The organism is Arthrobacter sp. G.S.26 (assembly GCF_050847375.1).
Classification (GTDB): domain Bacteria; phylum Actinomycetota; class Actinomycetes; order Actinomycetales; family Micrococcaceae; genus Arthrobacter.
This window is the reverse complement of sequence record NZ_CP193752.1, coordinates 3,897,137-3,921,871: the sequence shown is the minus strand read 5'-3', so window position 1 is coordinate 3,921,871 and position 24,735 is coordinate 3,897,137. Positions and strand designations below refer to the sequence as shown.

Below are 24,735 nucleotides of genomic sequence, written 5' to 3'. Positions count from 1 at the left end.
AGTATGCCAAACCCGCCGGGAGCCCACATTCGAAGAATCCCAGCCCCGCCGGAGCGGGGCTGGGATTCAGTCGGCGGGAGGTCCCGTTATTTTTTGGGCAGGCCAGGCGGGTTCAGCTCGGACTTTTCGATGGCTTCGGAGGTGAGGCCCCAGCGGTCCAGGATCTTGGCGTAGGTACCGTTGTCGATCAGTTCATTCAATGCCGCCTGGGCGGCCACGGCGAGGTTGTTGCCCTTTTTGGTGGTGAACGCGATCTCGGCCGTCAGGGGCCAGCCGCCGTTCAGGGTGCCCACCTGCTTGGTTTTGCCGTCCAGGGCGGCCTTGTAGGCCGAGCCCGCGTTGGGGGCAAACGTCAGGTCCGCCCGGCCGGACTGCAGTGCCAGCGTGGAGGCCGAGTCGTCGTCGTAATACTGGAATTCCACCGGCGCCAGGCCGTTCTTTTTGTTTTCCTCGTCCCAGCGCACCAGGATGGCTTCCTGGTTGGTGCCCGAGCCCACAATGATGCGCTTGCCGGCCACGTCCTTGGCTTCCTTGACCTCGCCGACGTCGGAGTCCGTCTTGGCGTAGAAGCCCAGGAGGTCGTTTCGGTAGGTGGCGAAGTCGAACTTTTCCTTGCGGGCCTCGGTCACGGTGACGTTGGACAGCACGGCCTCGTACTTGCCGGACTCAACGCCCAGCGGCCAGTCGGCCCAGGCCACCGGAAGCACCTCGACCTGCAGGCCCAGGGTCTCCCCCACGGCGTGGGCGATGTCCACTTCGCTGCCGATCACGGTTTTGTTGTCCGTGGCGAACAGGCTCAGCGGCGCGGTGCCGCCCGTGGACACTACCGTCAGCTTGCCGTCGGCCTTGATGGCTTCGGGGACCAGGGCGGCTGCCTCGGCGTCGACAGACACCTTGAACCGGTCCTGCTCGGGCGCCAGGTTGAACTGCTTGCCGGCCGCGGTGGTGGCGGCGCCGGTGGCCGGCCCTGCGGCCGCGGAGGCGCCGGGGTCCGAGCAGGCGGCGAGCCCCAGCAATGCGGTGATGGTCAGGGCCGCGGCCGCGAGCGGCTTTGCCTTAATGGTGGCCATTTTTTCTCCTGGGAGGTAAGGACTGATGCAGCGGAAGTGTGCTTGTGCAGCAACTATCCGGCAGCCCTCCCCGCCAGGCCAAAGGCCTCCGCAACCCGGAGATACGCGGCGTAACCGCCGTTAACCGGGCGACCGCGGCGGTCATATTCGTGGCGGCATCACCCGGCGCCGGAAAAGGCCCGGTCCGCCGTGGCCGGGCCTTTCCGCATCCGGGTGGTGCTACTTGCCGGCTGCTTCGAGCTCAGCGTACGTGGCGTCGTCGAGGCCTACACCGGCCGAAGCCAGGTTCTCCTCGAGGTGTGCCACGGAGCCGGTCCCCGGGATGGGCATCATCACGGGGGAGCGGCGCAGCAGCCACGCCAGCGCCACCTGGGACGTGGTGGCCCCCAACCGCTTGGCGGCAGCATCCAGCGGGCCGCCGGGCTGCGCCAGTTCACCGGCGGAGATGGGGGCCCAGGGGATGAACCCGATGCCGTTCTTTTCCGCGTACTCCAGCACGTCCGCCGAACTGCGGTCCGTCAGGTTGTAGCGGTTCTGGACAGTGGACACAGTGAAGTGCCGGCCGGCCGCCTCCAGTTCCGCAACGCTGACCTGCGACAGGCCCAGCGCACGGACCTTGCCCTCGTCCTGCAGCTCGCGCAGCACCCCGAACTGTTCCTCGGCGTCCACTTTGGGATCGATCCGGTGCAGCTGCAGGAGGTCCAGGGTGTCCACCTTGAGCTTCCGCAGGCTCAGCTCGGTCTGCTGGCGCAGGTATTCCGGCCGTCCCACCGGAACCCAGCGGTTCGGCCCGGTGCGGGTGAAACCCACCTTCGTGGCGATCTTCAGGCCCTCCCGGTACGGGTGCAGGGCCTCGGTCAGGATCTCCTCGCTGATGTTCGGGCCGTAGGAGTCTGCCGTGTCGATGAAGTCAACACCGAGTTCGACGGCGCGGCGCACCACCGCGACGGCGGCCGCCCGGTCGGTGGGCTCGCCCCAGACGCCATCGCCGACGATGCGCATGGCGCCGAAGCCAAGTCTGTGCACCGTGCCGAGATCCTTAAGGCTGATGGTGGCGGAAAGTTCCAGCTGGTTCGTATCAGGGGTCATAGAGGCGGCAACAGCCCCAGTGTGCCGGGTATTCCGGAAACCCGTCGAAATAAGCCGGGCGCCGCCGTCGTTATACCTGCTGTGCCTGCCGTGACCCGGCCGGCATTTCCAACGCAACGCTCTGAAAGGCCGGCAGCACCGTGACTCTTCCCCTCTCCATCCTTGATCTGGCAACCATCGGCAAAGGCCAGACGGCTGCGGAGAGTTTCGCTGGCAGCGTGGCCATGGCGCAGGCGGCCGAGAAGCTGGGATACCGGCGGGTCTGGTACGCGGAGCACCACAACATGTCCTCCATCGCGTCGTCCGCCACCAGTGTGCTGATCGCCCACGTGGCGGCCCACACGGAAAGCATCCGGCTGGGTTCCGGCGGCGTGATGCTGCCCAACCACTCGCCGCTGACCATCGCCGAGCAGTTCGGCACCCTGGAGACCCTGCACCCGGGCCGGATCGACCTGGGCCTGGGCCGCGCGCCCGGCAGCGACCAGAACACCATGCGCGCCCTGCGCCGCGATCCGATGTCCGCAGACAGCTTCCCGCAGGACGTCCTGGAACTGCAGGGCTACCTCACCGGTCCCACCCGGGTCCAGGGTGTGGAAGCGACCCCCGGCAAGGACACCGACGTGCCCCTCTACATCCTCGGCTCCTCCCTCTTCGGCGCCCGCCTGGCTGCCCAACTGGGATTGCCGTACGCCTTTGCCTCGCACTTCTCGCCGGCGGCGCTGCAGGATGCCGTGGCCACCTACCGACGCGAATTCAAGCCGTCCGCACAGCTGGACGCCCCGCACGTGATCGCCGGCGTCAACGTCATCGCCGCAGACTCCGCCGCAGAGGCGCAGGCCATGATGCAGGCCACCAAGCGTGCGCGCGTGTCCCTGTTCTTCGGCGGCGGCCGCGAGTTCACGGACGATGAGGCCGACATGGTGCTGGATTCCCCGCAGGGCCAGCACGTGTCGCAGATGATGACGTACTCCGCCGTGGGCACCCCGGATGTGGTGCTGGACTACCTGGACTCCTTTGGCCGGCACGCCGACGCCGACGAACTCATCGTGGCCCACCAGAGCACCGGGACCGATTCCCGGCTGCGGTCCGTGGAGCTGCTGGCGGAAGCCGCCGGCCTGCTGCGGGTCTGATTCCCACCGGCGCCCCGACTTAACATGGCGGCAATCCCCCCGATATTCAGGTGAAACTGGCCGGCGGGACCATGGTCAGTGTCCCCTCCGGCGTCCGTGGATGCCGGGGCGGGGCACCACCCGGCAGTCCGCAGCCCGCGGCAGTTCCCCCCGGGCCGGGCCTGCCGCGAGGAGCACCAGGATGGCGACGCCGTTGAACCAAAGCGTGGCGGACTCCGCGCTCCTCACCCGGTCACTTCCCCTGGGCCTGCTGCGCGCCTTCGTCCAGACGGACGCAGCGGATGACGGACTCACGCCGGCACTGCTTGCCGAACTGAAGGTCCTGGCCCGCGTCCCCGGCCTGCTGGTGGCCTGCAACTACGGCGGCACCCTTTGCGACGCGGAGGGCATTTCCACCGAAACCCTGCCGCTGGGCAGCGCCGCGATCGCGCTGCGCGCCCTGGCCGCGTTGCCCAACACCCACGCCGCTGTCATCTCCGGCCGCTCGCTCCGCGACCTTGCCGCTGTGTCCCGGCTGCCCGCGGAAGTGCACCTGGTGGGCTCCCACGGCGCGGAGTTCGACATGGGTTTCGCGCACGCCCAGACCCTTGCCACGGAAGCCCTCCTCCAGAAGGTCGGCGCCGAACTCAACGAGGCGGTGGGGTTCATGAAAGGCATCTGGATGGAACGCAAACCCGTTGCCGTCTCAGTCCACACCCGGCCGGCCGCCCCGGACGTGGTTTCCGCCGTGACGAAGGCCGCCCGGGAGATCGCCGCCCGGCACGGGCTCGCCTTCATCGTGGACGGCTCGGTGCTGGACCTGTCCATCCTGGAGCCGGCCAAAGCAGACGCGCTGGAGAACCTCCGGTCCCGGCTGGGCGCCAGCGCCGCGATGTTTGCCGGGGACGCCGCCAGCGATGAACTGGCCATGGCAACGCTCCGCGGCCCGGACATGGGCCTGCGGGTGGGCGCCGGGAAGTCGGTGGCCGCGCACCGGCTCCGGGACCCGGAATCCTTTGCCCGCGTGCTGGCCATCCTGTTTGAACTGCGCCGGGCCTGGCTCTTCGGCGAGGACGCCGTGGGCCTGGAACGGCACTCGATGATCGGCAACGGCTCCGTCACGGCCCTGGTCACGCCGGATGCCAAGATCTGCTGGATGAGCCACCCGCTGCCGGATTCAGGCTCCCTGTTCGCCCACATCCTGGGCGGGGACGCCGCCGGCCACTTCACAGTGGCCCCTGTCAAGGCCTCCCAGGTCCTGGGGCAGCGCTATGTGGAAAGCACCATGATCGTGGAAACGCGCTGGGCAGACGTCACCGTCACCGACTACCTTGAACCGGCCCCGGACGGCATCACCAGCCTGGTCCGCGTCCTGTCCGGCCATGGCGCCGCCACCATCACCTTCGCCCCCAGGCCTGACTACGCCACCGCCCCTTTCAGCATGGAAGCCCGGGGCGATGAGGTGCACGTGATGGGCACCTCGGAGCCCATCATCCTGCTGGCACCCGGCGTCACGTTCAACATCACCTCCGATGGCCGCCACGCCACCGCCACGGCCGCCGTAAACCTGGCCAACGGGCCCGTGGTGCTGAACCTCCGCTGCGGTGACACCGAGCCGCAACCCGCCGATCCGGCGGGCGAGACCGGCCGCCGGGCCGGCGTAGCGCTGCACGCCCGACAATGGGTGCAGAACCTGGCGCTGCCCGCCGTCAAGCCGTCCCTGGTGCGCCGCTCCGCGCTGGTACTGCGTGCCCTGGTCCACCAGCCAACCGGCGCCGTGCTGGCCGCCCCCACCACGTCCCTGCCGGAGGGCATTGGCGGAACCCGGAACTGGGACTACCGCTACTGCTGGCTGCGGGACGGGTCCATGACCGTCAATGCCCTGGTTGACCTGGGTTCCACCAGTGAGGCCGCAGGATTCCTGGCCTGGCTGGGCCGGATCCTGGCCAACGCCCCAGGCCCCGAGTGGCTCCACCCGCTGTACTCCGTGACGGGCGCGCCGCTGTCCACCGAGGCCGTCATCGACAGCCTGCCCGGATACGCCGGCTCACGGCCGGTCCGGATCGGGAACGCCGCCGACCACCAGGTCCAGCTGGACGTCTTCGGTCCCATCGCCGAGCTGGTGAACAGCCTCAGCGAGCGGGAGGACGCGCTCGCCGATCCCCACTGGGAGCTCCTGGTGCAGATGGCTGCTGCCGTCCTGGCCCGCTGGCATGAGCCGGACCACGGCATCTGGGAAGCCCGCCGGGCCCCGCGCCACCACGTCTACACCAAGGTCATGTGCTGGGTCACCCTGGACCGGGCGCTGCGTACCGCCGAACGCCACGGAAGGGCGCCGAAACCGGAATGGGCTCCTGCCGCTGCGGCCATCAAGGCCGAAGTCCTGCAGGAAGGCTGGGACGCGGCGGCTCAGTCCTACACGGTGGCCTACGACAGCCCGGACCTTGACGCGGCCGTCCTGCACATCGGCCTTTCGGGCCTGCTGGACGTCACGGACCAGCGCTTCCTGGACACCGTCACGGCTGTGGAACGCGAACTGCGGGTGGGGCCCACGGTTTTCCGGTACAGGTACGACGACGGCCTGCCGGGTTTGGAGGGCGGGTTCCACATCTGCACCACCTGGCTGATCGAAGCTTATGTCGCGGTGGGCAGGATCGAAGAGGCCTGGGACCTGTTTGACCAGCTGGTCAACCTGTTCGGGCCCACCGGGCTGCTGCCGGAGGAGTACGACCCCGGCACCGAAACCCACCTGGGCAACCACCCGCAGGCATACTCGCACCTGGGCTTCATCCGCTGCGCCAGGATCCTCGACGCCCACCAGGACCAGCACGGCACCCGGAAACGGCACGACGAGCCCCGCCGGAGCTAGCCGTCAGCGGGACGCGCGGAACATTTCCGGCGCCGGCCGGGTGCCGGTGGCCAGGTCCGCCAGGATCCGGCCGATCGCCGGGGTGAACTTAAACCCGTGCCCGGAGAAGCCTGCGCCGATGACCACCGGACCGATCCGGTCCAGCACAAAATCCTCATCGGGGGTGCTGGTATAGGTGCAGCTGATGGCCTCGAACGAGTCGGCATCCACCCCGGGAAGCCAAGCGCGGGCGTAGGACTGCAGGGCGGCCAGCTGCACCGGGTCCGGCAGGAAGTTGCGCCGGTCCGGGTCCACCTCGGGACCCACCCCGTGCCAGCCGGCCTTGATCCCCTCGCCCGGGGTCTGCATGCCGTACACCGGGGAGTACCAGTTCGCGTAGGCTGACCCGGCACCCGGGTAGTGGTTGAACCCTGGCCAGAACGCCCCTTCGTCTGCGATGCGGAAGTGCGCGGGCTGTTCCTGCGTGACCCGCAGCCGCGGGAACCGCAGCCCTGCTCCGGACTCCCCGCCCAGCAGCTTCCCGGTCCAGGCGCCGGCCGTAACCACGGCCTGGGCGGCGGTGACCACCTCCGTGCCCGTGGCGGATTCGAGGACCAGCCGGACCCCGTCGGACAGGATCTCCAGGGCAGCCACTCTGGTGTGGTGCCTGATGTCGGCGCCGCGGGCGGCGGCGAGCCGCTGGAAAACCGGGAGAGCCGCATCCGGGTTGAGCTGGCCGCCGTCGGGCATGTGGAGCACCTGCCGGTCGAAGCGGATGCCGCGCCAGCGCTCGGCCGCGGCGTCGGGGGAAAGCATCTCCGCCCGGATGCCGGCCGCCTCCAGCGCCGCCGCCACGGCAGGAAGCCGCGGGTGCGGGCCGTGGCTGGCGATGCCGGTGCGTTCCAGCAGTGTGGTGCCGCTGTCCTGTTCGAGCTCATCCCACAGGGCCAGCGATTCGGCGAGCATGGCGATGTATTCGGGCCGCTCATAGCCGGGATTGAGGTTCCGGGTGGCACCGTGCGAGGCCCCGATCTTGTGCCCCGGGCCGAACTGCTCCACCAGGGTCACCTGGCGGCCCCGCCGGGCCAGCGCCCAGGCGGCGGCGGAGCCCATGGCACCGCCGCCGATAATGACGGTGTCGAGGATGGTGGACATGGGTTCTCCGGTTCTGGTTCGGTGGGTAAATCCGTTGGGCGCTTAAGGCTCAGGCGAGGAGCAGGGCGACGCCGATCATGGCAGGGACGGCCACTACGGTGGTGATCAGCACGGTGTCCTTGGCAACCGTCAGCCCTGTTTTGTAACGGCTCGCTGCCACGAATACGTTCTGGGCCGTGGGGAGCGCCGAGGTGACCACCACGGCGAACAGGGCATGCCCCTCCATTCCCAGCACAAACCGGGCAAACACGTACGCCAGGGTGGGGTGGACCACCAGCTTGAACGCGCTGGCCAGCAGCGTGTCCACGCGCCGGCCGGCGTCGGCCTGCAGTGGCCGGGTCCCGTTCAGGCTCATGCCGAAGGCGATGAGCATGGCGGGGATCGCGGCCCCGCCGATGAGGTGGATTGGTTCCATCACCAGGGCGGGGATCTGTACTCCCGTTCCCGCCACCAGCAGGCCCAATCCCGAGCCGACGATCATGGGGTTGCGCAGGACCATGAGGATGAAGCGAAGGGGAGTGGTGCGGTGCGAGCTGGTGCTCGAATCCAGGATCATCAGGAACAACGGGGTGAAGAAAGCCAGCTGGAAAATGAGCAGCGGCGCCACATAGCTCGCGTCGCCCAGGACGTAGACGGCAATAGGGATGCCCAGGTTGGCCGAGTTGGCCAGCGAGGCCGCCATGGAGGACATCAGGGCTTCCGGCAGGGAGCGCTTGAGCCACAACCTGGCAATGGTGAAAAATATCAGCGCGGTGGCGATGGCGCCCACGGCGGTAACGAGCAGGGGAGCCGCGAAGACCTCCTGCAGGTGCGCTTTGCTCAGGGTTTCGAACAAAAGAGCCGGGCTGGCCACGAAGAAGGTCAGCGAACTGAGGACGTTGCGGGCGTTCTCGCCCAGGATTTTCCGTCGGCCAACAAACCAGCCCACCAGGATGATGGTCCACACCACAAAAAAACCCGCCAGCACGCCTAGCACGGCACGCGCACCGCGGGGCGGAAGGTCAACAGACGGGGGTTCACAACCCCCAGCTAATCAGATTTAAGCCTGAAGGGCGGGTGGCGACGGCGAAAATACCGCCATCCGGACAGGGACTACGCGGGCAGGGCCGAGTTGTCCAGGGCGTACGGCGGCCGCACCAACCCAGGGGTGATGCCCTCGGCAGGGTCGGTGCCCAGCTGGATGATCCTGTTGCCGGCATCCACATGGACCACGCGGGGAGTGTACGCGCGGGCTTCCGCGGAAGTCATCTGGGCGTACGTAATGAGGATAACAACGTCGTTCTCCTGCACCAGGTGCGCTGCCGGGCCGTTGATCCCCAGGACGCCGGAACCGCGCTCGCCGGCGATGGTGTAGGTTTCCAGCCGGGCGCCGTTGGTGACGTCCACGATGGCCACGAGTTCCCCGGGCAGGATGTCGGCAGCGTCAAGCAGGTCCAGGTCAACCGTGACGGAACCTACGTAGTGCAGGTCCGCGTGCGTGACGGTGGCCCGGTGGATTTTGGACTTGAACATTGTTCGATTCATAACGGACCAAGTCTACGCCGGAGCCCAGCCGTGGCGCTGTGACGCAACCGACAGTGGGGCGCTATGACCCGTCTCCTGCCGCTGGCCATCGCCATCGCCCGCCACTTCGACCGCACTGTTGAGGAGATCTTCCATGCAGACTGAACGATTCCCTGGCCAAAACAAGCCGCTGATGGTGGGTCTTTGCCTGACGGGCCTCGCGACCGTTGTGGTGGTAGGGCTCCTGCTGCGCGAATACGGGCCCGGCAACATGGGAAATGGCTTCCTGGTGGGCGGTGCGCTGGGGTTGGCCGCGGCAGGCATCGGCGTGTGGCGGGCCATGCGCCGGCCGCAGTCCGTCACCACCTTCGAGTGGGCCTTCGCGCAGACCGGGGATGAACGCGATAACGCCGTCTTCACCAGGGCGCTGGCGGTGATGGGCCTGTTCTCGGTCCTGTTGACCTGCGCTGCCGTGGTGGCGATCGGCCTGGGCGCCCCGGTGGAGGTGGCTCTGGCGGTCCTGCTGTTCACCGAACTACTGACCGGCGCGGTGGCCTTCCAGGTCATCAACAGGCGCAGCTGAGGACCGGCCCGCCCCGGCTGCCACCGCTGCGGCCGCGGCGGCAAGGGTTTCCCGGGCCGCCAGGATGGCCGGCCGCTGGGCGCTGGAGCGGCGGACCGACGTGAAGATGGTCCGGTGCGGCCTGCCGGGGAGCTCCACCAATTGGGCCGTGGTGCCCCGGCCGGTCCACACCAGGTCCGGCATCAGCGCCACGGCGTTGCCCGACTCGATCAGGCGCGCCTGTGCCTGCAGGTCGGCGGTCTCAAAGCGGACGTCCGGTTCGAAGCCGGCGCTGCGGCACGCCTGTTCCGCCCAGTGCCGGGATGCGGCACCCCGCGGTTCCATGACCCAGGCGAGGTCCGCGGTGTCCTCGAGCGAGCGGATGGTGGTTCCGCCGTCGGCCGCCGGTGGAACCGCCAGCCGGATGGCATCCGTGGTGAGCTTCAGCCGGTCCAGTTCCGGATACCTGGGCGCGGCGTGGCCCGGATACTGTTCCGCGATGACCAGGTCAAAATCGCGCGCCCAGGTCTCATGCAGGGCTGTTTCGGGCTCCCGCTGGATCATTTCGATCCGCACCTCCGGGTATGCGGCAGCCATCCGGGTCAGCGTGTCGGGCATCAGGGCCAGGGCTGCCGACTGGAACACGGCGATCCGGACGGTTCCGGTGACGGTGGTCAGGGACGCGGCCAGGTCCGCTTCGGCCTGCTCCATGGTTTCAAGCAGTTGGGCGGTATGGGCCACCAGGACCTCCGCCTGCGGCGTCAGCTGGACCCGGCGGCCGGTCTTGCGCAGGAGCTCAACCCCCACTTCCTTCTCCAGCAGGGCCAGCTGCTGGGATACCGACGACGGGCTGTACTGCAGGGCCTCCGCCACCTCAGCAAGCGTCCCCCGGATGCTCAGCTCCCGGAGGAGCCGCAGCCTGCGGACATCAAGCATGGAATTCCTTATCGAATCTAATGAATATCGGTTAGAAGTAGTCACTTTATCTAACGGAAGCCGCTGTGCATACTGTTGGAACCCAGTTACCCCCGTCACAGCCATCTCCGGGCGCCGCGTCGGGGTCGCACCCCAAGCAGGAGTAATCCATGACCAGCAAAGACCTGAGCCAGTCGATCATGCGGCGCAAGCCCATTGACGACATCGAAGAAGAGAGTAAACACAGCGGCCTTTTCAAGTCCCTGGGCCTGTGGCAGCTCACGGCCATCGGCGTCGGCGGCATCATCGGCGTGGGTATCTTCTCCCTCGCCGGCCTGGTGGCAGCCGGCAGCGAAGGAACACCAGGGGTGGGGCCCGCGGTGCTTATTTCCTTCCTGATTGCCGGCCTCGCGTCCGCGGCGGCCGCGCTTTCCTACGCGGAATTCGCCGGCATGATTCCGCGGGCCGGCTCGGCCTACACCTACGGTTATGTGGCCCTGGGCGAAGTTATCGGCTGGTTCATCGGCTGGGACCTGCTGCTGGAGTACATCGCGATCGTGGCGGTGGTGGCCATCGGGATCTCCGGCTACCTTGAGGCCTTCCTCTCCGGCATCGGCGTCCACATGCCCGTCTGGATGACCTCCACCGCGGACGAGGGCAAGGGCGGGCTCATCAACCTCCCTGCCATCCTCGTGTGCCTCCTGGTCACCTGGATCCTGTCCCGCGGCACCAAGGCGTTCGGCCGATTCGAACTGGTGGCCGTGGCCATCAAGGTCATCCTCATCCTCTTCATCATTGGCCTGGGCGTCTTCTACATCGACACCAACAACTACAACCCGTTTATGCCCAGCGGCTTCGGCCCGGTCCTGGCCGGTTCCGCCACGGTGTTCTTCGCCGTCTTTGGCTACGACGCCATGAGCACCGCCGCCGAAGAGGCCAAGGACGGCAAAAAGCACATGCCCAAGGCCATCATCCTGTCGCTGATCGTGGCCATGCTGCTCTACGTTGCCGCCACCCTGGTGCTGACCGGCATGCAGAACTGGAAGGACATCGACCCCAAGGCCGGCTTTGCCTCCGCCTTCACCGGTGTGGGGCTGCCGGTGATCGCCACCATCATCTCCGTGTTCGCGGTGCTGTCCATCCTGACCGTGATGCTCACGTTCCTCCTGGGCGTCACCCGCGTCTGGTTCGCCATGAGCCGCGACGGTCTCCTTCCCGGCTGGTTCGCCAAGACGGACCGCCACGGCACCCCGCAGCGCGTCACCTGGATCGCGGGTGTCGCCTCGGCCTTCCTGGCCGGCGTTTTCCCCATCAAGGAAGTGGCCGACCTGACCAACATCGGCATCCTGGCCGCCTTTGTGGTGGTCTGCCTCTCGGTGATCATCTTCCGCTACAAGCGCCCGGATGCCCCACGCACCTTCCGCCTGCCGCTGATGCCGCTGGTTCCCGCCTTCGGCGTCCTGGCCTCGGCCTTCCTGATGTTCCAGCTGCACTGGGAAACCTGGGTGCGGTTCGGCGTCTGGCTGGTCGTCGGCCTGGTGATCTACTTCGCCTACGGCCGGCGCAACTCGCTGATGAACCCCAACAGTCCGCGCCGCCACGAAGCCGTAGGGGCCCGCCCCGCCGACTGACCTGGCCCCCTCCCGCCTTGTCCCACTCCCTCCCCGTTGCCCTATCACTTATGGTCCCCAAACGCCGCGTTTGGGGACCATAAGTGATAGGGCAACACGGGGTTAAGGGGCGAAAAAAGAGTTGGCTTTTCTAACCTGTATTGCTTAGAAAAGATCGCTTTATCTTATGTGAGCGCGAGCCCATACTGGTGGAAAGAGACTCCTCACCACCTCAGAAAGAACGGGGCAAACCATGACCCACCTCGCAATGGAACCGGCAGCGACTGCGCAGCATGTCGACGTCGACGTGCAGCAGGCGAAGGGACTCGCCACCGAGGCCATCGCGTTGGTCCGGCACTGGCTGACGGAAGCCGCGAAGGTCCCCGTTGACGCGTCAGCCCAGCAGTTGGCCGGTGTCCTGAAAGACCCCAACGGCCTCGAATTCACCGTGGGATTCGTGGACGGCGTGGTCCGGCCCGAGGACCTGCAGGTGGCAGCACGCAACCTCGCAGCACTGGCCCCCAAGGTGCCGGCCTTCCTGCCGTGGTACATGCGAAGCGCCGTTCACCTGGGCGGCACCATGGCCCCGATCCTGCCGCAGGTGGTGATCCCCGTGGCCCGCAAGGTGCTGCGCGAAATGGTGGGCCACCTGATCGTGGACGCCACGGATGCCAAACTGGGCCCGGCCATCGCCAAAATCCGCAAGGACGGCATCAAGCTCAACGTGAACCTGCTGGGCGAGGCAGTCCTGGGCGAGCACGAGGCCTCCCGCCGGCTCGAAGGCACCCATACGCTCCTGGCCCGTCCCGACGTCGACTACGTCTCCATCAAGGTTTCGTCCACCGTTGCACCGCACTCCGCCTGGGCCTTCGACGAGGCCGTGGAGCACGTGGTGGAAAAACTCACCCCGCTCTTTGCCCGTGCCGCCTCCTTTGCCGGCCCCGGGACCAAAGCCAAGTTCATCAACCTGGACATGGAGGAGTACAAGGACCTGGACATGACCATCGCGGTGTTCACCCGGATCCTGGACAAGCCCGAATTCAAGGACCTGGAAGCCGGCATTGTGCTCCAGGCCTACCTGCCGGACGCACTGTCCGCCATGATCCGGCTCCAGGGCTGGGCGGCGGGACGGCGGGCCGCCGGCGGCGCCGCCATCAAGGTCCGCGTGGTCAAGGGCGCCAACCTGCCCATGGAACAGGTGGAATCCTCACTGCACGATTGGCCGCTGGCCACCTGGGGCAGCAAGCAGGACTCCGACACCAGCTACAAGAGCGTCATTAACTATTCGCTGCACCCGGACCGGATCCACAACATCCGCATCGGCGTGGCCGGCCACAACCTCTTCGACATCGCCTTCGCCTGGCTGCTGGCCAAGCAGCGCGGTGTCGAGGCCGGCATCGAATTCGAGATGCTGCTGGGCATGGCCCAGGGCCAGGCCGAAGCCGTCAAGAAGGACGTGGGCTCCCTCCTGCTCTACACCCCGGTGGTGCACCCTGCCGAGTTCGACGTGGCCATCGCCTACCTGATCCGCCGGCTGGAGGAGGGTGCCAGCCAGGACAACTTTATGTCTGCCGTCTTCGAACTGAGCGACAACGAAGTGCTGTTCGAACGCGAAAAGCAGCGCTTCCTGGCTTCCCTGGACACCCTGGATGAGACCGTTCCGCCGCCTAACCGCCGCCAGGACCGCAACGCGGCCCCCGCGCCCGCGCCCCGCGACGGGTTCGACAACACTCCCGACACTGACCCATCGCTGCCCGCCAACCGAACCTGGGGCCGCAGCATCCTGGCCAGGGTTGAAGGTTCCACCCTGGGCAACGCAGCGGTACAGGCGGCAACCATCACGGATGAGGCCGCCCTCAACACCGTGATCGGCACCGCCGTCGAAAAGGGCAAGGCCTGGGGCGCGCTGTCCGGCGCCGAACGCGCCGAGATCCTGCACCGCGCCGGCGACGTCCTCGAGGCCCGCCGCGCCGACCTGCTCGAGGTGATGGCCAGCGAGACCGGCAAAACCATCGACCAGGGCGACCCCGAGATCAGCGAGGCGGTGGACTTCGCGCACTACTACGCCGAGTCAGCCCGGAAACTGGAAACGGTCGACGGCGCCACGTTCGTCCCAGCCAGGCTCACCGTGGTCACCCCGCCCTGGAACTTCCCGGTGGCCATTCCCGCCGGCTCCACCCTCGCGGCCCTCGCCGCCGGCTCCGCCGTGGTGATCAAGCCCGCCAAGCAGGCCGCCCGCAGCGGCGCCGTGATGGTCGAGGCCCTCTGGGAGGCAGGCGTTCCCCGGGATGTCCTGGCCATGGTCCAGATGGGCGAGCGGGAACTCGGCCGGCAGCTCATCTCCCACCCGGACGTGGACCGCGTGATCCTCACCGGCGGGTACGAAACCGCTGAACTGTTCCGCGGTTTCCGGCAGGACCTGCCGCTGCTGGCGGAAACCAGCGGCAAAAACGCCATCATCGTCACCCCCAGTGCAGACCTGGACCTGGCGGCCAAGGACGTGGCGTACTCCGCGTTCGGGCACGCCGGGCAGAAATGCTCCGCCGCGTCACTGGTGATCCTGGTGGGCTCCGTGGCCAAGTCCAAGCGGTTCCACAACCAGCTGATCGACGCGGTTTCCTCGTTGAAGGTTGGCTACCCGCAGGACCCCACCAGCCAGATGGGGCCCATCATCGAACCGGCCGGCGGGAAGCTGCTGGCTGCCCTCACCTCCCTGGGCGACGGTGAAAACTGGGCCGTCGAGCCGCGGAAGCTGGACGGGACCGGCCGGCTCTGGAGCCCGGGTGTGCGCTACGGCGTCAAGCGCGGCTCCTACTTCCACCTCACCGAGTTCTTCGGCCCCGTCCTGGGCGTGATGACGGCGGATACCCTGGGCGAAGCCATCGCCATCCAAAACCAGATTGAATACGGCCTCACGGCGGGCCTGCACTCCCTGAACCCCGACGAGCTGGGCACCTGGCTGGATTCCATTGAGGCCGGCAACCTTTACGTGAACCGCGGCATCACCGGCGCCATCGTCCAGCGCCAGCCCTTCGGCGGCTGGAAGAAATCCGCCGTTGGCGCCGGCACCAAGGCAGGCGGACCGAACTACTTGGCCGGCCTGGGCACCTGGACCCCGGCCACCGGCACCGCCACGGCCGACATCAGCCACCCGGGCGTGCGCCGGATCATCAACGCAGCCAGTGCCGCTCTTGCCCCGGCCGAGCTGGAGTCCGTCAACCGGGCCCTGGCGTCCGACGCCGAGGCCTGGGCCAACGAGTTCGGCACTGCCAGGGATGTCTCCGGCCTCAGCGCGGAACGGAACATCTTCCGCTACCGCAGCCTCCCGGTGACCATCCGCCTCTCAGAAGGTGCGCCGCTGGCTGACCTGGTGCGGACCGCGGCCGCCGGAGTCCTGGCGGGCTCCGCGGTTACAGTGTCCACCGCCGTCGAGCTTCCGGCGCAGCTGCGCCCTGTCTTCACCGCGCTGAACATAGGCGTTGTGGTGGAGTCCGACGCCGGCTGGCTGGCTTCGGTGGGCCTGCTCGCCGCGTCCGGCAAGCTGACCAGCGCCCGGATCCGCCTGATTGGCGGCGACTCGGCTGCCCTGGCTGCGGCCACCGGCGGCCGGCCCGACGTCGCCGTCTACTCCCACCCGGTCACGGAAGCCGGACGCGTGGAACTGCTGCCGTTCCTCCACGAGCAGGCCATCAGCATCACCGCGCACCGGTTCGGCACCCCGAACCACATCTCGGCAGGCCTGATCTAGGCTTCGGCAGCGTCCAAACCGGCACAAGCCGGGCCGCCCCGTTGAAGGGGGCGGCCCGGCTTTGCCGGTTAACGCCGGCCGCGGTTCAGCCCAGGTACCAGCCGGGCGGCGTCCAGGCGGCCGGGACACTGTGGGCGGAAAAATCCTCGCAGCGCGTGCAGGTGTAGGCCACCTCGCCGAGGACAGCGATGCTGCCGTCGCGCCGGTACGAGGGCGGGATAAAGGACTCAAGGTAGATGAATTCGTCGGTGCGGCACTTGTCACAGGTCGGCTTGCCCACATAGGCGTTGTCTGTGGTGGGGTACCTGGTGCCGGTCGCGGCCGGGCGGGCGGCGTGCCGGAGCGCGGCGTGCGGGCGCGCATGCGCCTGGCTGGGCTGGATGTTCCTGGCGGTCGTCATTGGCTGCCTGTCCCGGGCGCGGAAGCGAACAGGTGCGCGCGCCCGTAGTGCTGGAGGGCCGCTGCTTGACCATGGAAAGCCCAGCATATGCCAGCAAGCCCGTGCCATCAATGGATTTCCCACTTCAAGGGGTCAGGCCTGCCGGTTGATGGTCCTGCCCACGATCGAGGACGTCAGTGCATCGATCACTTCCGAGTTGGCCAGTGGATTGCGGATCAGCGTGAAGTCCACGTCCCCCACGGCGGGAAGGTCGAAGCGGCGGGTGATGATTTTCAGGTCCCCTGGCACCAGCGAGGACGGCATTACCGCGACGCCGATGCCTGCCCGGACTGCCGCCAGGACGCCGCTGATCTGCCGTGTTGTGCAGGTGATACGCCACGTCCGGCCGTGGGCCTCAAGCGCATCGATGGCGAGCTTGCGGCTCAGGCTGGGGGAGGGATAGGCGATCAGCGGAACCGGGGCGCCGGGCTCAAGAACAGTCTGCTCCAGGCCCACCCAGGAAAAGGAATCATGCTGGACCACCGTGCCGTCCTTGGCTCCGGCCACCCATTTCACGAAGACAAGGTCCAGTTGGCCGGCGTTGAGTTTCCGGTACAGCTGGTCGCTCTGGCCCACAGTGAGTTCCAGGTTGATCTGGGGGTAGATCTGGCGGAACTCCCGCAGGATCCGCGGCAGACCCGTAATGGCTAGGTCGTCAGCCGTACCGAACCGGAGCCGGCCGCGCATGGCGGAGCCGGAAAAATAACGCGCCGCCGCATCGTGGGCCGACAGGATGTTGCGGGCAAAACCGGCCATCGCGTCCCCGTTGTCCGTCAGCCTGACATCGCGGGTGTCACGGCTGATCAGGACCCGTTTAGCGGCCGTTTCCAGCTTCCGGATGTGCTGGCTGATGGTGGGCTGGGCCAGGCCAAGGCGCTCGGCGGCCTTGGTGAAGCTCAGGGTCTCGGCGACTGCCAGGAAGGACCGCAGCTGTGCGGGTTCAAACATGGGACGGCTCCGGGGAAGGTGGCTTGGCTGAGGTATTGCGGATCGCAATACTAGTTATAGGGACAATACGTCTCCATAATCGCTGTTGCCAGCCTAACGTTAAGGGCATTCCCACCCGCACGCTATCCGAGGATATTTCCGTGGCACCCCCACCGCCGTCGCAGGCAACCGTCGCCCAGCCCGTCATCGATTCCGCAGCAGCCGCTCCGCCGGCGGACCGGACCCAGCCGATTCCGGTTGTAGCTGAACGGCTGCCCTGGCGGCATACGTTCATTTCGCTGCAGGTGCCCAACTTCCGCATCTTCGCCGTTGGCCACTTCATCGCCGTGATAGCCATCTGGATGCAACGGATCGCGCAGGACTGGCTGGTGCTGGAGCTCTCCGGTTCGGTCACCGCCGTCGGCTTCACCGTGGCCCTCCAGTTCCTGCCCTCACTCCTGCTGGGCCCCTGGGGCGGCATGATCGCCGACCGGTTCGCCAAACGGAAAATCCTGATCCTGTGCCAAAGCATGGCAGCAGTCCTCGCGGCTGCGCTGGCCGCACTGGCACTGACCGGCGCCATCGCCGTGTGGCACGTCTACGTGATTGCGCTGGTCCTGGGCCTGGTGACAGTCCTCGACCAGCCGGCCCGGCAGGTTTTTGTCAACGAACTGGTGGGCCCGAAGTACCTCCGCAACGCCATCAGCGTCAACTCCACCACGTTCCAGCTGGGCGGCCTGATCGGCCCCGCGCTGGCCGGGCTGCTCCTGACTGCCGTGGGTGCCGGCTGGGCCTTCGCCGCCAATGCTGTGGCCTGCTGCTCCACGGTGGCCATGCTCCTGGTGCTCCGCAAGGACCAGTTGTTTGTCAGCGCGCCGGCACCCAAGAGCAAGGGAATGCTCCGGCAGGGCCTTCGGTACGCGTTGAGCAAGCCCACCATCTACTGGCCGTGGCTGATGGCCGGCTTTGTTGCCGTGTTTGCCATGAGCCTGCCCGTGATCCTGGCCGCCTTCGCCGACCACGTTTATAACATCGGCGCCGGCGGCTACGGACTCCTCAACGCACTGGTGGCGCTCGGTGCCCTGGTCGGCGCGGTTGCCTCCACCCGGCGGCGGCAGCTGCGGCTGCGGTCGGTGGTGTTTTGCGCCGGAATGTACGGTGCCATGCTGTGCCTCGCGGCGCTGATGCCATCCATGGTGTGGTTCGGCGCCGTGATGGTCCTCTCCGGGTTCTGGTGCCTGATGTTCCTGACCGGCTCCAACCAATTGGTCCAGATCAGCTCCAACATGGGTATCCGCGGCCGTGTGATGAGCCTGTACATCATGGTCCTCATCGGCGGCCAGGCCCTGGGCGGGCCGATGCTCGGCTGGATCGCCGAACATGCGGATCCGCACGTGGCGTTGCTGGTTTCCGGCGGCGTGCCGGCGCTCGCCGCCCTGACGGTCGCGATTGTGCTCGCCAGGAAGGGCTCACTGCACCTGAAGGTGGATGTTCGGGACCGGCGCCGGCCGGTCCGGATCGTGGACCGGCCGGCGGCCACGTAGCCCTACCCCTCGGGTTTGCCCACCCAGGCGAATGCGGCCACCACCAGCGCCGAAATGCCGGCGTCGAGCGTGGGGCGGATGACGGGGGCAAAATGCGGGGAGTGGTTGGACGGAATGGTGGACGCGACCGTCCCGTCCTGCACCGCCTTGCCGTAAACCACGGGATCGGTGCCGCCCAGCAGCCAGTAAACGAGGGGAGCCCCGGCGGCTGTGGCGAGGGTGCCCACGTCCTCACTGCCGGTGACGGGGCCGGGGTCGACGGCGCCACCCAGCTCCGCGGCGAACGCTTCCCGCACGCGGGCCGTGGCGTCGTGGTTGTTGACCACCACGGGGAAGTGTTCCCCGGCGGTGATCGCCGGCGGCAGGGGAGCGCCGGAAGCCGCCGCCTCACCGTTGATGATGCGGGTAATCCCGCTGATCATCCGCTCCCGGACCGCCGGATCCGCGGTCCGCATACTGATGCCCAGCTGGGCTTCTTCGGGAATGATGTTGTCCTTGGTGCCGGCGTGGAGCTGGCCGACGGTCAGGACGGCTGTCTCGTTGCCGCCGATTTCGCGGGATACCAGCGCCTGCAGCCGCATGATGGTGGCCGCGGCCATCACCACAGGATCAACGGTGGTTTCCGGCCGGGAGCCATGGCCGCTGCGGCCGAACAGCGTCACCGAGAAGCTGTCGGACCCGGCGAAGGCAGGTCCGGCATGCACGCCCAGCGCACCGGCGGGGAACGGGGCCACATGCTGTCCCAGGACAACGTCCGGCACCGGGAAACGGTCAAAGAGGCCGTCCGCCACCATGTCCCGGGCGCCGGCGCCGGTTTCTTCGGCCGGTTGGAACACCGCCACGATGGTTCCGGCCCAGGCCGGCCGATGGGCGCTGAACAGGGTGGCCGCGCCGAGGAGGCAGGTGACGTGGACGTCGTGGCCGCACGCGTGCATTACGGGAACATCGGCCCCCGTGGGCCCGGTGCCGCGCGCGGTGCTGGCGTAGCCCAATCCGGACTTCTCCAGGACGGGAAGGCCGTCCATGTCCGCACGGAGCATCACTGTGGGTCCGTCGCCGTTCCGCAGGACACCCACGACGCCGGTCCCGCCCACTCCGGCGTGGACCTCCCAGCCCAGCCCGGTGAGCCGTTCGGCCACGATTCCTGCCGTTCGGACTTCGGCGCCGGAGAGTTCGGGATGCCGGTGCAGATCCTCGTAAACTCCGGTGAGGTCCTGTGCCAACCCTGCAACGTCGTCCAAAACCTTTGTCATGCCAGTCCTTACTTCCGGGTTCGCTTGCCTTGCGACCCTACGCCCGCAGGCTGGCGAAGGCCGGGCCGAAGGCTGGGCGTTCACCGATCGCAAAACCGCCGTCGGAAAAGGTAAAAGTGTGGCCTTGCCCGCGCCGGCCGGTCCGGATCGTGGACCAGCCGGCGGCCGGGGCCCAGGGTCAGGGCTGCGCGGCGGGGGCGGCCTGGTTCCTGGCGGCGTGCGGATAGTCCGCCTCCCGCTGCTGGAACTTGAGCACGTCCTTGTTGAGGATCACGCCGGCGCGGATTTCGATGGCCCGTGCCAGGGTTTCGTTGCGGTCCCATTCCGCCGGGCCGCTGATCACAGGCTCGAGGAACGGCAGCAGGGCCTGGCTGATCTCCCAGCTGGAGGAATTCCAGAGGTACGACGGGCTGTGGTCCACCGCGTAGTAGTTGATGTGGTCGCCCACCGTGAACATGGGCTCGGCGAAGGTGGTGGAACGGGCCCAGCTGAACCCCATGCCGTCATCGCAGGAGACGTCCACAATCAGGCTGCCCGGGCTGAACGCCGCGAGGTCTTCCGTCCGGAGATAGGTCAGCGGATTGTTCGGATCCTGCAGCGTGCAGTTGACCACGATGTCGCTTTCGGCCAGGAACGGCGCCAGCGGCAGCCGGCCCCGGTCGGTGATGACCTGGCTCAGGAAGGGCGCTTCGTCGTCGTGGTCGAACTGCACGATGTTCACCGAGTGGATCGGGGCGCCCACAGCCGCAATTCCGCGGTTGGTGAGGACCTTGACGTCGTGGACGCCGTGGGCGTTCAGCGCGGTCACGGCGCCCCGTGCGGTGGCGCCGAACCCGATCACCACGGCACTGAGCCGGCGGCCGTAGTCGCCGGTGGAACCGGTGAGCGAGAGTGCGTGCAGCACCGAGCAGTAGCCGGCCAGTTCGTTGTTTTTATGGAACACGTGCAGGCCAAAACCGCCGTCGCTGGCCCAGTGGTTCATGGCCTCAAACGCGATCAGCGTCAGTTTTTTGTCGATTGCCAGTTGGGTGATGGCCCGGTCCTGGACACAGTGCGGCCATCCCCACAGGACCTGGCCGTCACGCAGTTCCGCCAGATCTTCGGGTTGCGGTTTGGGCAGCAGCACAACGTCGGCCTCCGCCAGCAGCCTCTCCCGTGACACCATTTTGCCCACGAGGGTAGCTAAGTGCGCATCGCCGACGCCGAACCGTTCGCCGTAGCCGTGTTCCAGGATGATGTGTTCGCGCAGTTCCGGGGCGATCCGCTCGAAATGGAGGGGATGGATGGGCAAGCGGCGTTCGTCGGGTTTGCGCGTGGAGGCCAGGACGCCCAGGCTCAGCCGGGTCTGTTGGCCGCTCACTTCTTTTTGGCTGCCTTGCCGGGGGTGGTCTCGATGGAGCTGGCCGGCGCAGAGGCGGCCTTCTTGTCTGCGCGCTTTTCCTTGATGGACTTGCCGGATTTTTTGGATGCTGCTTGACGCGGGGACTTGTCAGCCATTTGTGCTCCTGTAGCGGAACCGAATAGGTTCCTGGCTTCTGACCCTACACGGGCGGACCTAATGGCCGGCTGGCGGGCATACGGCGGCAGGTGACCCGCGCTGCCGGGCCGGGTGCCGGCGTCGTCCGTGGTGCCGGTGAAGGCGGGAAGATTGGAGCGGCTGACGGGAATCGAACCCGCGTATCAAGCTTGGGAAGCTAGCGCTCTACCATTGAGCTACAGCCGCAATGCCGCCGCCTCAGCGGGGCAGAACTTAGCTTAGCGCAGATGTCGGGCCCCGGCCGCCCATGCCTTCCCGCCGTGTCACGGGCTGCGCGTCATCTGCGTAACTCTTCCATAACGTCCCCTGCTGCAGGTGGAACGGGCACCGCGGCGCTGGTTAACCTGAAGCGGTAGCTGCGGCGTCGGGGGACGCAGCCAGTCAACAGCCAGGCACGCATCGATCACGGGAAGGATCCATGGCAACCGCAGAACATGAGGTCCTCATCAGGCGCGATGCGATGGCCGTGTACCTGTACCTGCTGGACGTGACCAACCTTCCGGTGTGGCGCGACGGCGTCCGGAGCGTCGCCCTGCTGAAAGGTTCCGAGGGCACCAAAGGCACCGTGTACCGGCAGATGGTGGCCGGGCGGTCCGGGCTGAGTATTCCGGCCGAACTGGAGATTACCGAGGCCAGGCCGGGGGCCGAGATCCAGTTCCGGATCACGTCTGGTCCCGCGCTCCGCCTGGGCGGCTACTTCCTCAGCACCGAAACGGCCGGCACGCGGGTCCGGTGCGCACTCGAAGCTCCGCCCGAAGGCCGGTTCGGGTTCCTGAACCGGTCTGCTTTCCGGAGCAGGCTGCTCCAGCGCAGCCTTCGCTCCGAGGTGGCGCAACTGGAAAACCTCCGGGCAGTGATGGAGCTCCAGCCGGCCGCTTAGCTGCTGCCCTACTGGGCCAGCCGGTGTCCTGCCCACGGGCCGGGAATGTTGGACGGTGATGCGAGGCGGCCCGCGCTGACATCCCAGAACTGGACAACATCACCTGAGCGTTTGAGCGCCAGTCCCGTGGAATTGGTGCCGGTTACTCCGCGCAGGGGCCTGATCCCGGTGACGTCCTGCCACCCCGCCGCGATCACGGGCCTGGCCTCCGCGCGCAGCGCCGGGGTTCCCCAGCCGCGGTAGAGCCTGGCGGTGCCGTCGTTTGCGACCGCGACCAGGTCCTGGAAGCCGTCGCCGTCGAAATCAACCATTGACAGTTTCCGGGCGGGGTTGATCGTGGCCACCAGGGTCCTGGCCGAGAGGTCGCCCAGGCCCTTGTTGGGATAAAGGAAAACATTCCCGGCCGTGTCCTGGGCGAGGATCTGGGGCAGCCGGTTATTGGCACACCAGCCACCCACCGCGAGCGACAAGGTGTTCCATCCGCCGCTGCCCACTGTCACGGCGGCGCGAAAGCCGCCTGCCTGGATGCCCTGGTGCACGGTCAGGTTGCCGTTGGTCCACTGGACCAGCAGGTCGTAGGCGCCGTCACGGTTCCAGTCCGTGACAAAGACGTCCTTGGCACCGCCGAATCCCGTACCGATGGTCTTGGCCGCGCCGTAGGACCTGGCGCCGTTCGATGCCCGGTTGACCAATTGCCCCGATGCGTTGACGCTGACCAGGTCTCCAGGGCCTTTGATGGCCGCAGCGGACAGGTTGAGGGTGGGCGGCATCTGCTTGCCCGGCGCGTCGCACATGGTGGGCGCAGGAGCAGGAAGCGGCGGTGTGACGGCGGCGCCGCCCGGGCTGTTGGTGGTTCCGGCCGGAAGCGTGGTGTAGCCGAAGAAGTTCACCACGCCCCAGATTCGGTACTGCCGGTCCGTGTAGGTGATCCCGGCGCCCATAACGTTGAAGCGTGGATCGAGCAGCATGGCGTTGTGGCCGGGGGAGCCTTTCCACCACTCCACCAGCTGCGCGGCATCCCGGTCCGTACGGATTGCAATCACTTCACCCGCGCCGTTGTTGGGGTTCATGGCCCGCGGATCGGTCCAGAAGTTTGCCCGGTGCTCGATGACCTCCCGGGAAGCGATGTTGTTGGACCATTCCTGGGCCAACCCGGCAACGGTGGCGTGGTATTTCAACGGGTTCAGGCCACGCGAAACACGGTATTCATTGATTTTTGTGAAGACCGTGAGGATCGCGGCTGCGTTGCTGTCCGGGACCAGTGACTCGGTTTGCAGGCTCCTGGCTGTGGCCTCGGGAGCTGCGCGGCGCTGGGCCTGGTTCGCGGCGAGCTCCTCGTCCGGTGCCCAGAGCGGGCCGATGGACGGGACAACCGGCTCGGCTGCGGGTTTTGGGGCCGGGACCGGGTTGGTTGCCGGCTTAGCAGCCGGCTGGGGCGCGGCCGGTTGGGCCGGGGCCGCCGGAACGGACGCGGGAGCCAGCGCCGTGTGTGGGGTGTCCGGAGCTGACGCCTCCGGGTCCGGAGCGTCCACCGCGGGAAGGACCGGCACCGAAAGGTCGGGTGCCAAGGGGGCAGGTGCCGCAGCGTCCGTTTCTCCGGCCGGGGCAGTTTCCGGAGCGTCGACCGTCAATGCTGCGGGAGCGGGCTGTGCCGCCGTGCCCGTCAGGCTGCCGGGTTCCAGCCCCGCCGTCGACCCGGCCGGGGCGTCCTGCGCCTGGACCTGGCCGCCGGTGCCGGGGCCGGCGTCGAGCTGCGCGGCGGAGAGGCCTGCAGACGACGAAACGAGCGCAAGGGCGCAGAAAGCGCCAACAATTGAAGGCGCAAAGAATTTATTCACTATTTTCCCCAGCTAAATTGGGCCATCCGGGAGACCATCCGGCGCCTGAGATCCTGAGGCAACATTAGCCGCGCCGTGCAGCAGGAACAATGCATACGGTAATTTGGGATCGTGCTGATCTCTGACCGCGACATACGTGCCGAAATAGACTCCCAGCGGATTGTGCTGGAACCGTACGATCCCGCAATGATCCAGCCGTCCTCAGTGGACGTCCGGATTGACAGGTTCTTCCGGCTTTTCGACAACCACAAGTACGCGCACATTGATCCGGCCGAGGAACAGCCGGAGCTCACGCGCCTGGTGGAAGTGGAGCAGGGCGAGGCATTTATCCTGCACCCGGGCGAGTTCGTGCTGGGCTCCACCTACGAAACGGTGACGCTGCCGGATGACATCGCCGCCCGCCTGGAAGGCAAGTCTTCCCTGGGCCGGCTTGGGCTGCTGACGCACTCCACCGCAGGCTTCATCGATCCCGGGTTCTCCGGCCACGTGACCCTGGAACTCTCCAACATGGCAACCCTGCCCGTCAAACTGTGGCCCGGTATGAAAATCGGCCAGCTCTGCTTCTTCCGGCTGACGTCCGCAGCGGAGCACCCCTACGGTTCCGGCGAATACGGCAACCGCTACCAGGGCCAGCGCGGTCCCACCGCCAGCCGCAGCCACCTGAACTTCCACCGCACGGACATTTAGGACCCGGCCGGGTCCGGCGCC

The 24,735-nt window shown here is 67.3% G+C and carries 20 protein-coding genes and 1 tRNA gene; 8 read left to right on the top strand and 13 right to left on the bottom strand.

Annotated features, from left to right (window positions below):
• Positions 1 to 86: 86 nt before the first annotated feature.
• Positions 87 to 1,070 (bottom strand): ABC transporter substrate-binding protein, encoded by a 984-nt coding sequence (locus ACRB8A_RS18000; RefSeq protein ID WP_050685286.1) that lies wholly within the window; start codon positions 1,068 to 1,070, stop codon positions 87 to 89.
• A 219-nt stretch (positions 1,071 to 1,289) separates the two neighbouring features.
• The gene (locus ACRB8A_RS17995; RefSeq protein WP_432245254.1) at positions 1,290 to 2,159 is read right to left on the bottom strand and encodes an aldo/keto reductase; all 870 of its coding nucleotides are present in this window, start codon (positions 2,157 to 2,159) and stop codon (positions 1,290 to 1,292) included.
• Between the two features lie 140 nt (positions 2,160 to 2,299).
• On the opposite strand from ACRB8A_RS17995, the gene ACRB8A_RS17990 reads away from it, so the two are divergent.
• Positions 2,300 to 3,289, top strand: coding sequence for an LLM class flavin-dependent oxidoreductase (locus ACRB8A_RS17990; RefSeq protein ID WP_432245253.1), 990 nt, complete (start codon positions 2,300 to 2,302; stop codon positions 3,287 to 3,289).
• A gap of 181 nt (positions 3,290 to 3,470) precedes the next feature.
• Positions 3,471 to 6,137 (top strand): trehalase-like domain-containing protein, encoded by a 2,667-nt coding sequence (locus ACRB8A_RS17985; protein ID WP_432245252.1) that lies wholly within the window; start codon positions 3,471 to 3,473, stop codon positions 6,135 to 6,137.
• A 3-nt stretch (positions 6,138 to 6,140) separates the two neighbouring features.
• On the opposite strand, the gene ACRB8A_RS17980 is transcribed toward ACRB8A_RS17985, so the two are convergent.
• The 3 genes from ACRB8A_RS17980 to panD all read right to left on the bottom strand — a co-directional run bounded on the left by ACRB8A_RS17980 (position 6,141) and on the right by panD (position 8,795).
• Positions 6,141 to 7,271 (bottom strand): FAD-dependent oxidoreductase, encoded by a 1,131-nt coding sequence (locus tag ACRB8A_RS17980; RefSeq protein ID WP_432245251.1) that lies wholly within the window; start codon positions 7,269 to 7,271, stop codon positions 6,141 to 6,143.
• Positions 7,272 to 7,320: 49 nt separating this feature from the next.
• Positions 7,321 to 8,247: an AEC family transporter gene (locus ACRB8A_RS17975; RefSeq protein WP_056595764.1), complete on the bottom strand. Its 927-nt coding sequence runs from the start codon at positions 8,245 to 8,247 to the stop codon at positions 7,321 to 7,323.
• A gap of 116 nt (positions 8,248 to 8,363) precedes the next feature.
• Positions 8,364 to 8,795: an aspartate 1-decarboxylase gene (gene panD / locus ACRB8A_RS17970; protein WP_197273551.1), complete on the bottom strand. Its 432-nt coding sequence runs from the start codon at positions 8,793 to 8,795 to the stop codon at positions 8,364 to 8,366.
• Between the two features lie 133 nt (positions 8,796 to 8,928).
• Here panD and ACRB8A_RS17965 point away from each other — a divergent pair, with 133 nt between their 5' ends.
• Positions 8,929 to 9,357, top strand: coding sequence for a hypothetical protein (locus ACRB8A_RS17965; protein ID WP_432245250.1), 429 nt, complete (start codon positions 8,929 to 8,931; stop codon positions 9,355 to 9,357).
• On the opposite strand, the gene ACRB8A_RS17960 is transcribed toward ACRB8A_RS17965, so the two are convergent.
• Positions 9,310 to 10,272, bottom strand: coding sequence for a LysR substrate-binding domain-containing protein (locus ACRB8A_RS17960; protein WP_050685278.1), 963 nt, complete (start codon positions 10,270 to 10,272; stop codon positions 9,310 to 9,312). The two genes, ACRB8A_RS17965 and ACRB8A_RS17960, sit on opposite strands and share 48 nt — an antisense overlap.
• Before the next feature lie 149 nt (positions 10,273 to 10,421).
• Between ACRB8A_RS17960 and ACRB8A_RS17955 the strand changes: the two genes are divergently transcribed.
• Together ACRB8A_RS17955 and ACRB8A_RS17950 are read left to right on the top strand one after the other, a co-directional pair.
• Complete coding sequence (locus tag ACRB8A_RS17955) at positions 10,422 to 11,882, top strand: amino acid permease (protein WP_432245249.1); 1,461 nt, start codon at positions 10,422 to 10,424, stop codon at positions 11,880 to 11,882.
• A gap of 232 nt (positions 11,883 to 12,114) precedes the next feature.
• Positions 12,115 to 15,609: a bifunctional proline dehydrogenase/L-glutamate gamma-semialdehyde dehydrogenase gene (locus tag ACRB8A_RS17950; protein ID WP_056595758.1), complete on the top strand. Its 3,495-nt coding sequence runs from the start codon at positions 12,115 to 12,117 to the stop codon at positions 15,607 to 15,609.
• An 85-nt stretch (positions 15,610 to 15,694) separates the two neighbouring features.
• Here ACRB8A_RS17950 and ACRB8A_RS17945 read toward each other — a convergent pair whose 3' ends face one another.
• Both ACRB8A_RS17945 and ACRB8A_RS17940 read right to left on the bottom strand, forming a co-directional pair.
• Positions 15,695 to 16,009: a hypothetical protein gene (locus ACRB8A_RS17945; RefSeq protein ID WP_056595755.1), complete on the bottom strand. Its 315-nt coding sequence runs from the start codon at positions 16,007 to 16,009 to the stop codon at positions 15,695 to 15,697.
• Between the two features lie 132 nt (positions 16,010 to 16,141).
• The gene (locus ACRB8A_RS17940; RefSeq protein ID WP_050685274.1) at positions 16,142 to 16,996 is read right to left on the bottom strand and encodes a LysR family transcriptional regulator; all 855 of its coding nucleotides are present in this window, start codon (positions 16,994 to 16,996) and stop codon (positions 16,142 to 16,144) included.
• A gap of 140 nt (positions 16,997 to 17,136) precedes the next feature.
• On the opposite strand from ACRB8A_RS17940, the gene ACRB8A_RS17935 reads away from it, so the two are divergent.
• Positions 17,137 to 18,519 carry an MFS transporter gene (locus ACRB8A_RS17935; RefSeq protein ID WP_050685273.1) on the top strand — a complete coding sequence of 461 codons (1,383 nt, stop codon included), beginning with the start codon at positions 17,137 to 17,139 and terminating at the stop codon, positions 18,517 to 18,519.
• A gap of 2 nt (positions 18,520 to 18,521) precedes the next feature.
• Here ACRB8A_RS17935 and ACRB8A_RS17930 read toward each other — a convergent pair whose 3' ends face one another.
• The 4 genes from ACRB8A_RS17930 to ACRB8A_RS17915 form a co-directional block, all read right to left on the bottom strand.
• Positions 18,522 to 19,772: an amidohydrolase gene (locus tag ACRB8A_RS17930; RefSeq protein ID WP_056595752.1), complete on the bottom strand. Its 1,251-nt coding sequence runs from the start codon at positions 19,770 to 19,772 to the stop codon at positions 18,522 to 18,524.
• Positions 19,773 to 19,950: 178 nt separating this feature from the next.
• Entirely contained in the window at positions 19,951 to 21,132 is a 1,182-nt protein-coding gene (locus tag ACRB8A_RS17925) for a N(5)-(carboxyethyl)ornithine synthase (RefSeq protein ID WP_050685271.1), read from the bottom strand.
• Positions 21,129 to 21,269 (bottom strand): hypothetical protein, encoded by a 141-nt coding sequence (locus tag ACRB8A_RS17920; RefSeq protein ID WP_432245248.1) that lies wholly within the window; start codon positions 21,267 to 21,269, stop codon positions 21,129 to 21,131. The genes ACRB8A_RS17925 and ACRB8A_RS17920 overlap by 4 nt, the downstream gene beginning before the upstream one ends.
• A gap of 152 nt (positions 21,270 to 21,421) precedes the next feature.
• A tRNA-Gly gene (locus ACRB8A_RS17915) sits at positions 21,422 to 21,495 on the bottom strand.
• Between the two features lie 232 nt (positions 21,496 to 21,727).
• Between ACRB8A_RS17915 and ACRB8A_RS17910 the strand changes: the two genes are divergently transcribed.
• Positions 21,728 to 22,189 carry an SRPBCC family protein gene (locus ACRB8A_RS17910; protein WP_056595750.1) on the top strand — a complete coding sequence of 154 codons (462 nt, stop codon included), beginning with the start codon at positions 21,728 to 21,730 and terminating at the stop codon, positions 22,187 to 22,189.
• Positions 22,190 to 22,197: 8 nt separating this feature from the next.
• On the opposite strand, the gene ACRB8A_RS17905 is transcribed toward ACRB8A_RS17910, so the two are convergent.
• The gene (locus tag ACRB8A_RS17905; RefSeq protein ID WP_082483891.1) at positions 22,198 to 24,027 is read right to left on the bottom strand and encodes a CAP domain-containing protein; all 1,830 of its coding nucleotides are present in this window, start codon (positions 24,025 to 24,027) and stop codon (positions 22,198 to 22,200) included.
• A gap of 111 nt (positions 24,028 to 24,138) precedes the next feature.
• Between ACRB8A_RS17905 and dcd the strand changes: the two genes are divergently transcribed.
• Positions 24,139 to 24,714 carry a dCTP deaminase gene (dcd, locus tag ACRB8A_RS17900; RefSeq protein ID WP_056595747.1) on the top strand — a complete coding sequence of 192 codons (576 nt, stop codon included), beginning with the start codon at positions 24,139 to 24,141 and terminating at the stop codon, positions 24,712 to 24,714.
• Positions 24,715 to 24,735: the final 21 nt, after the last annotated feature.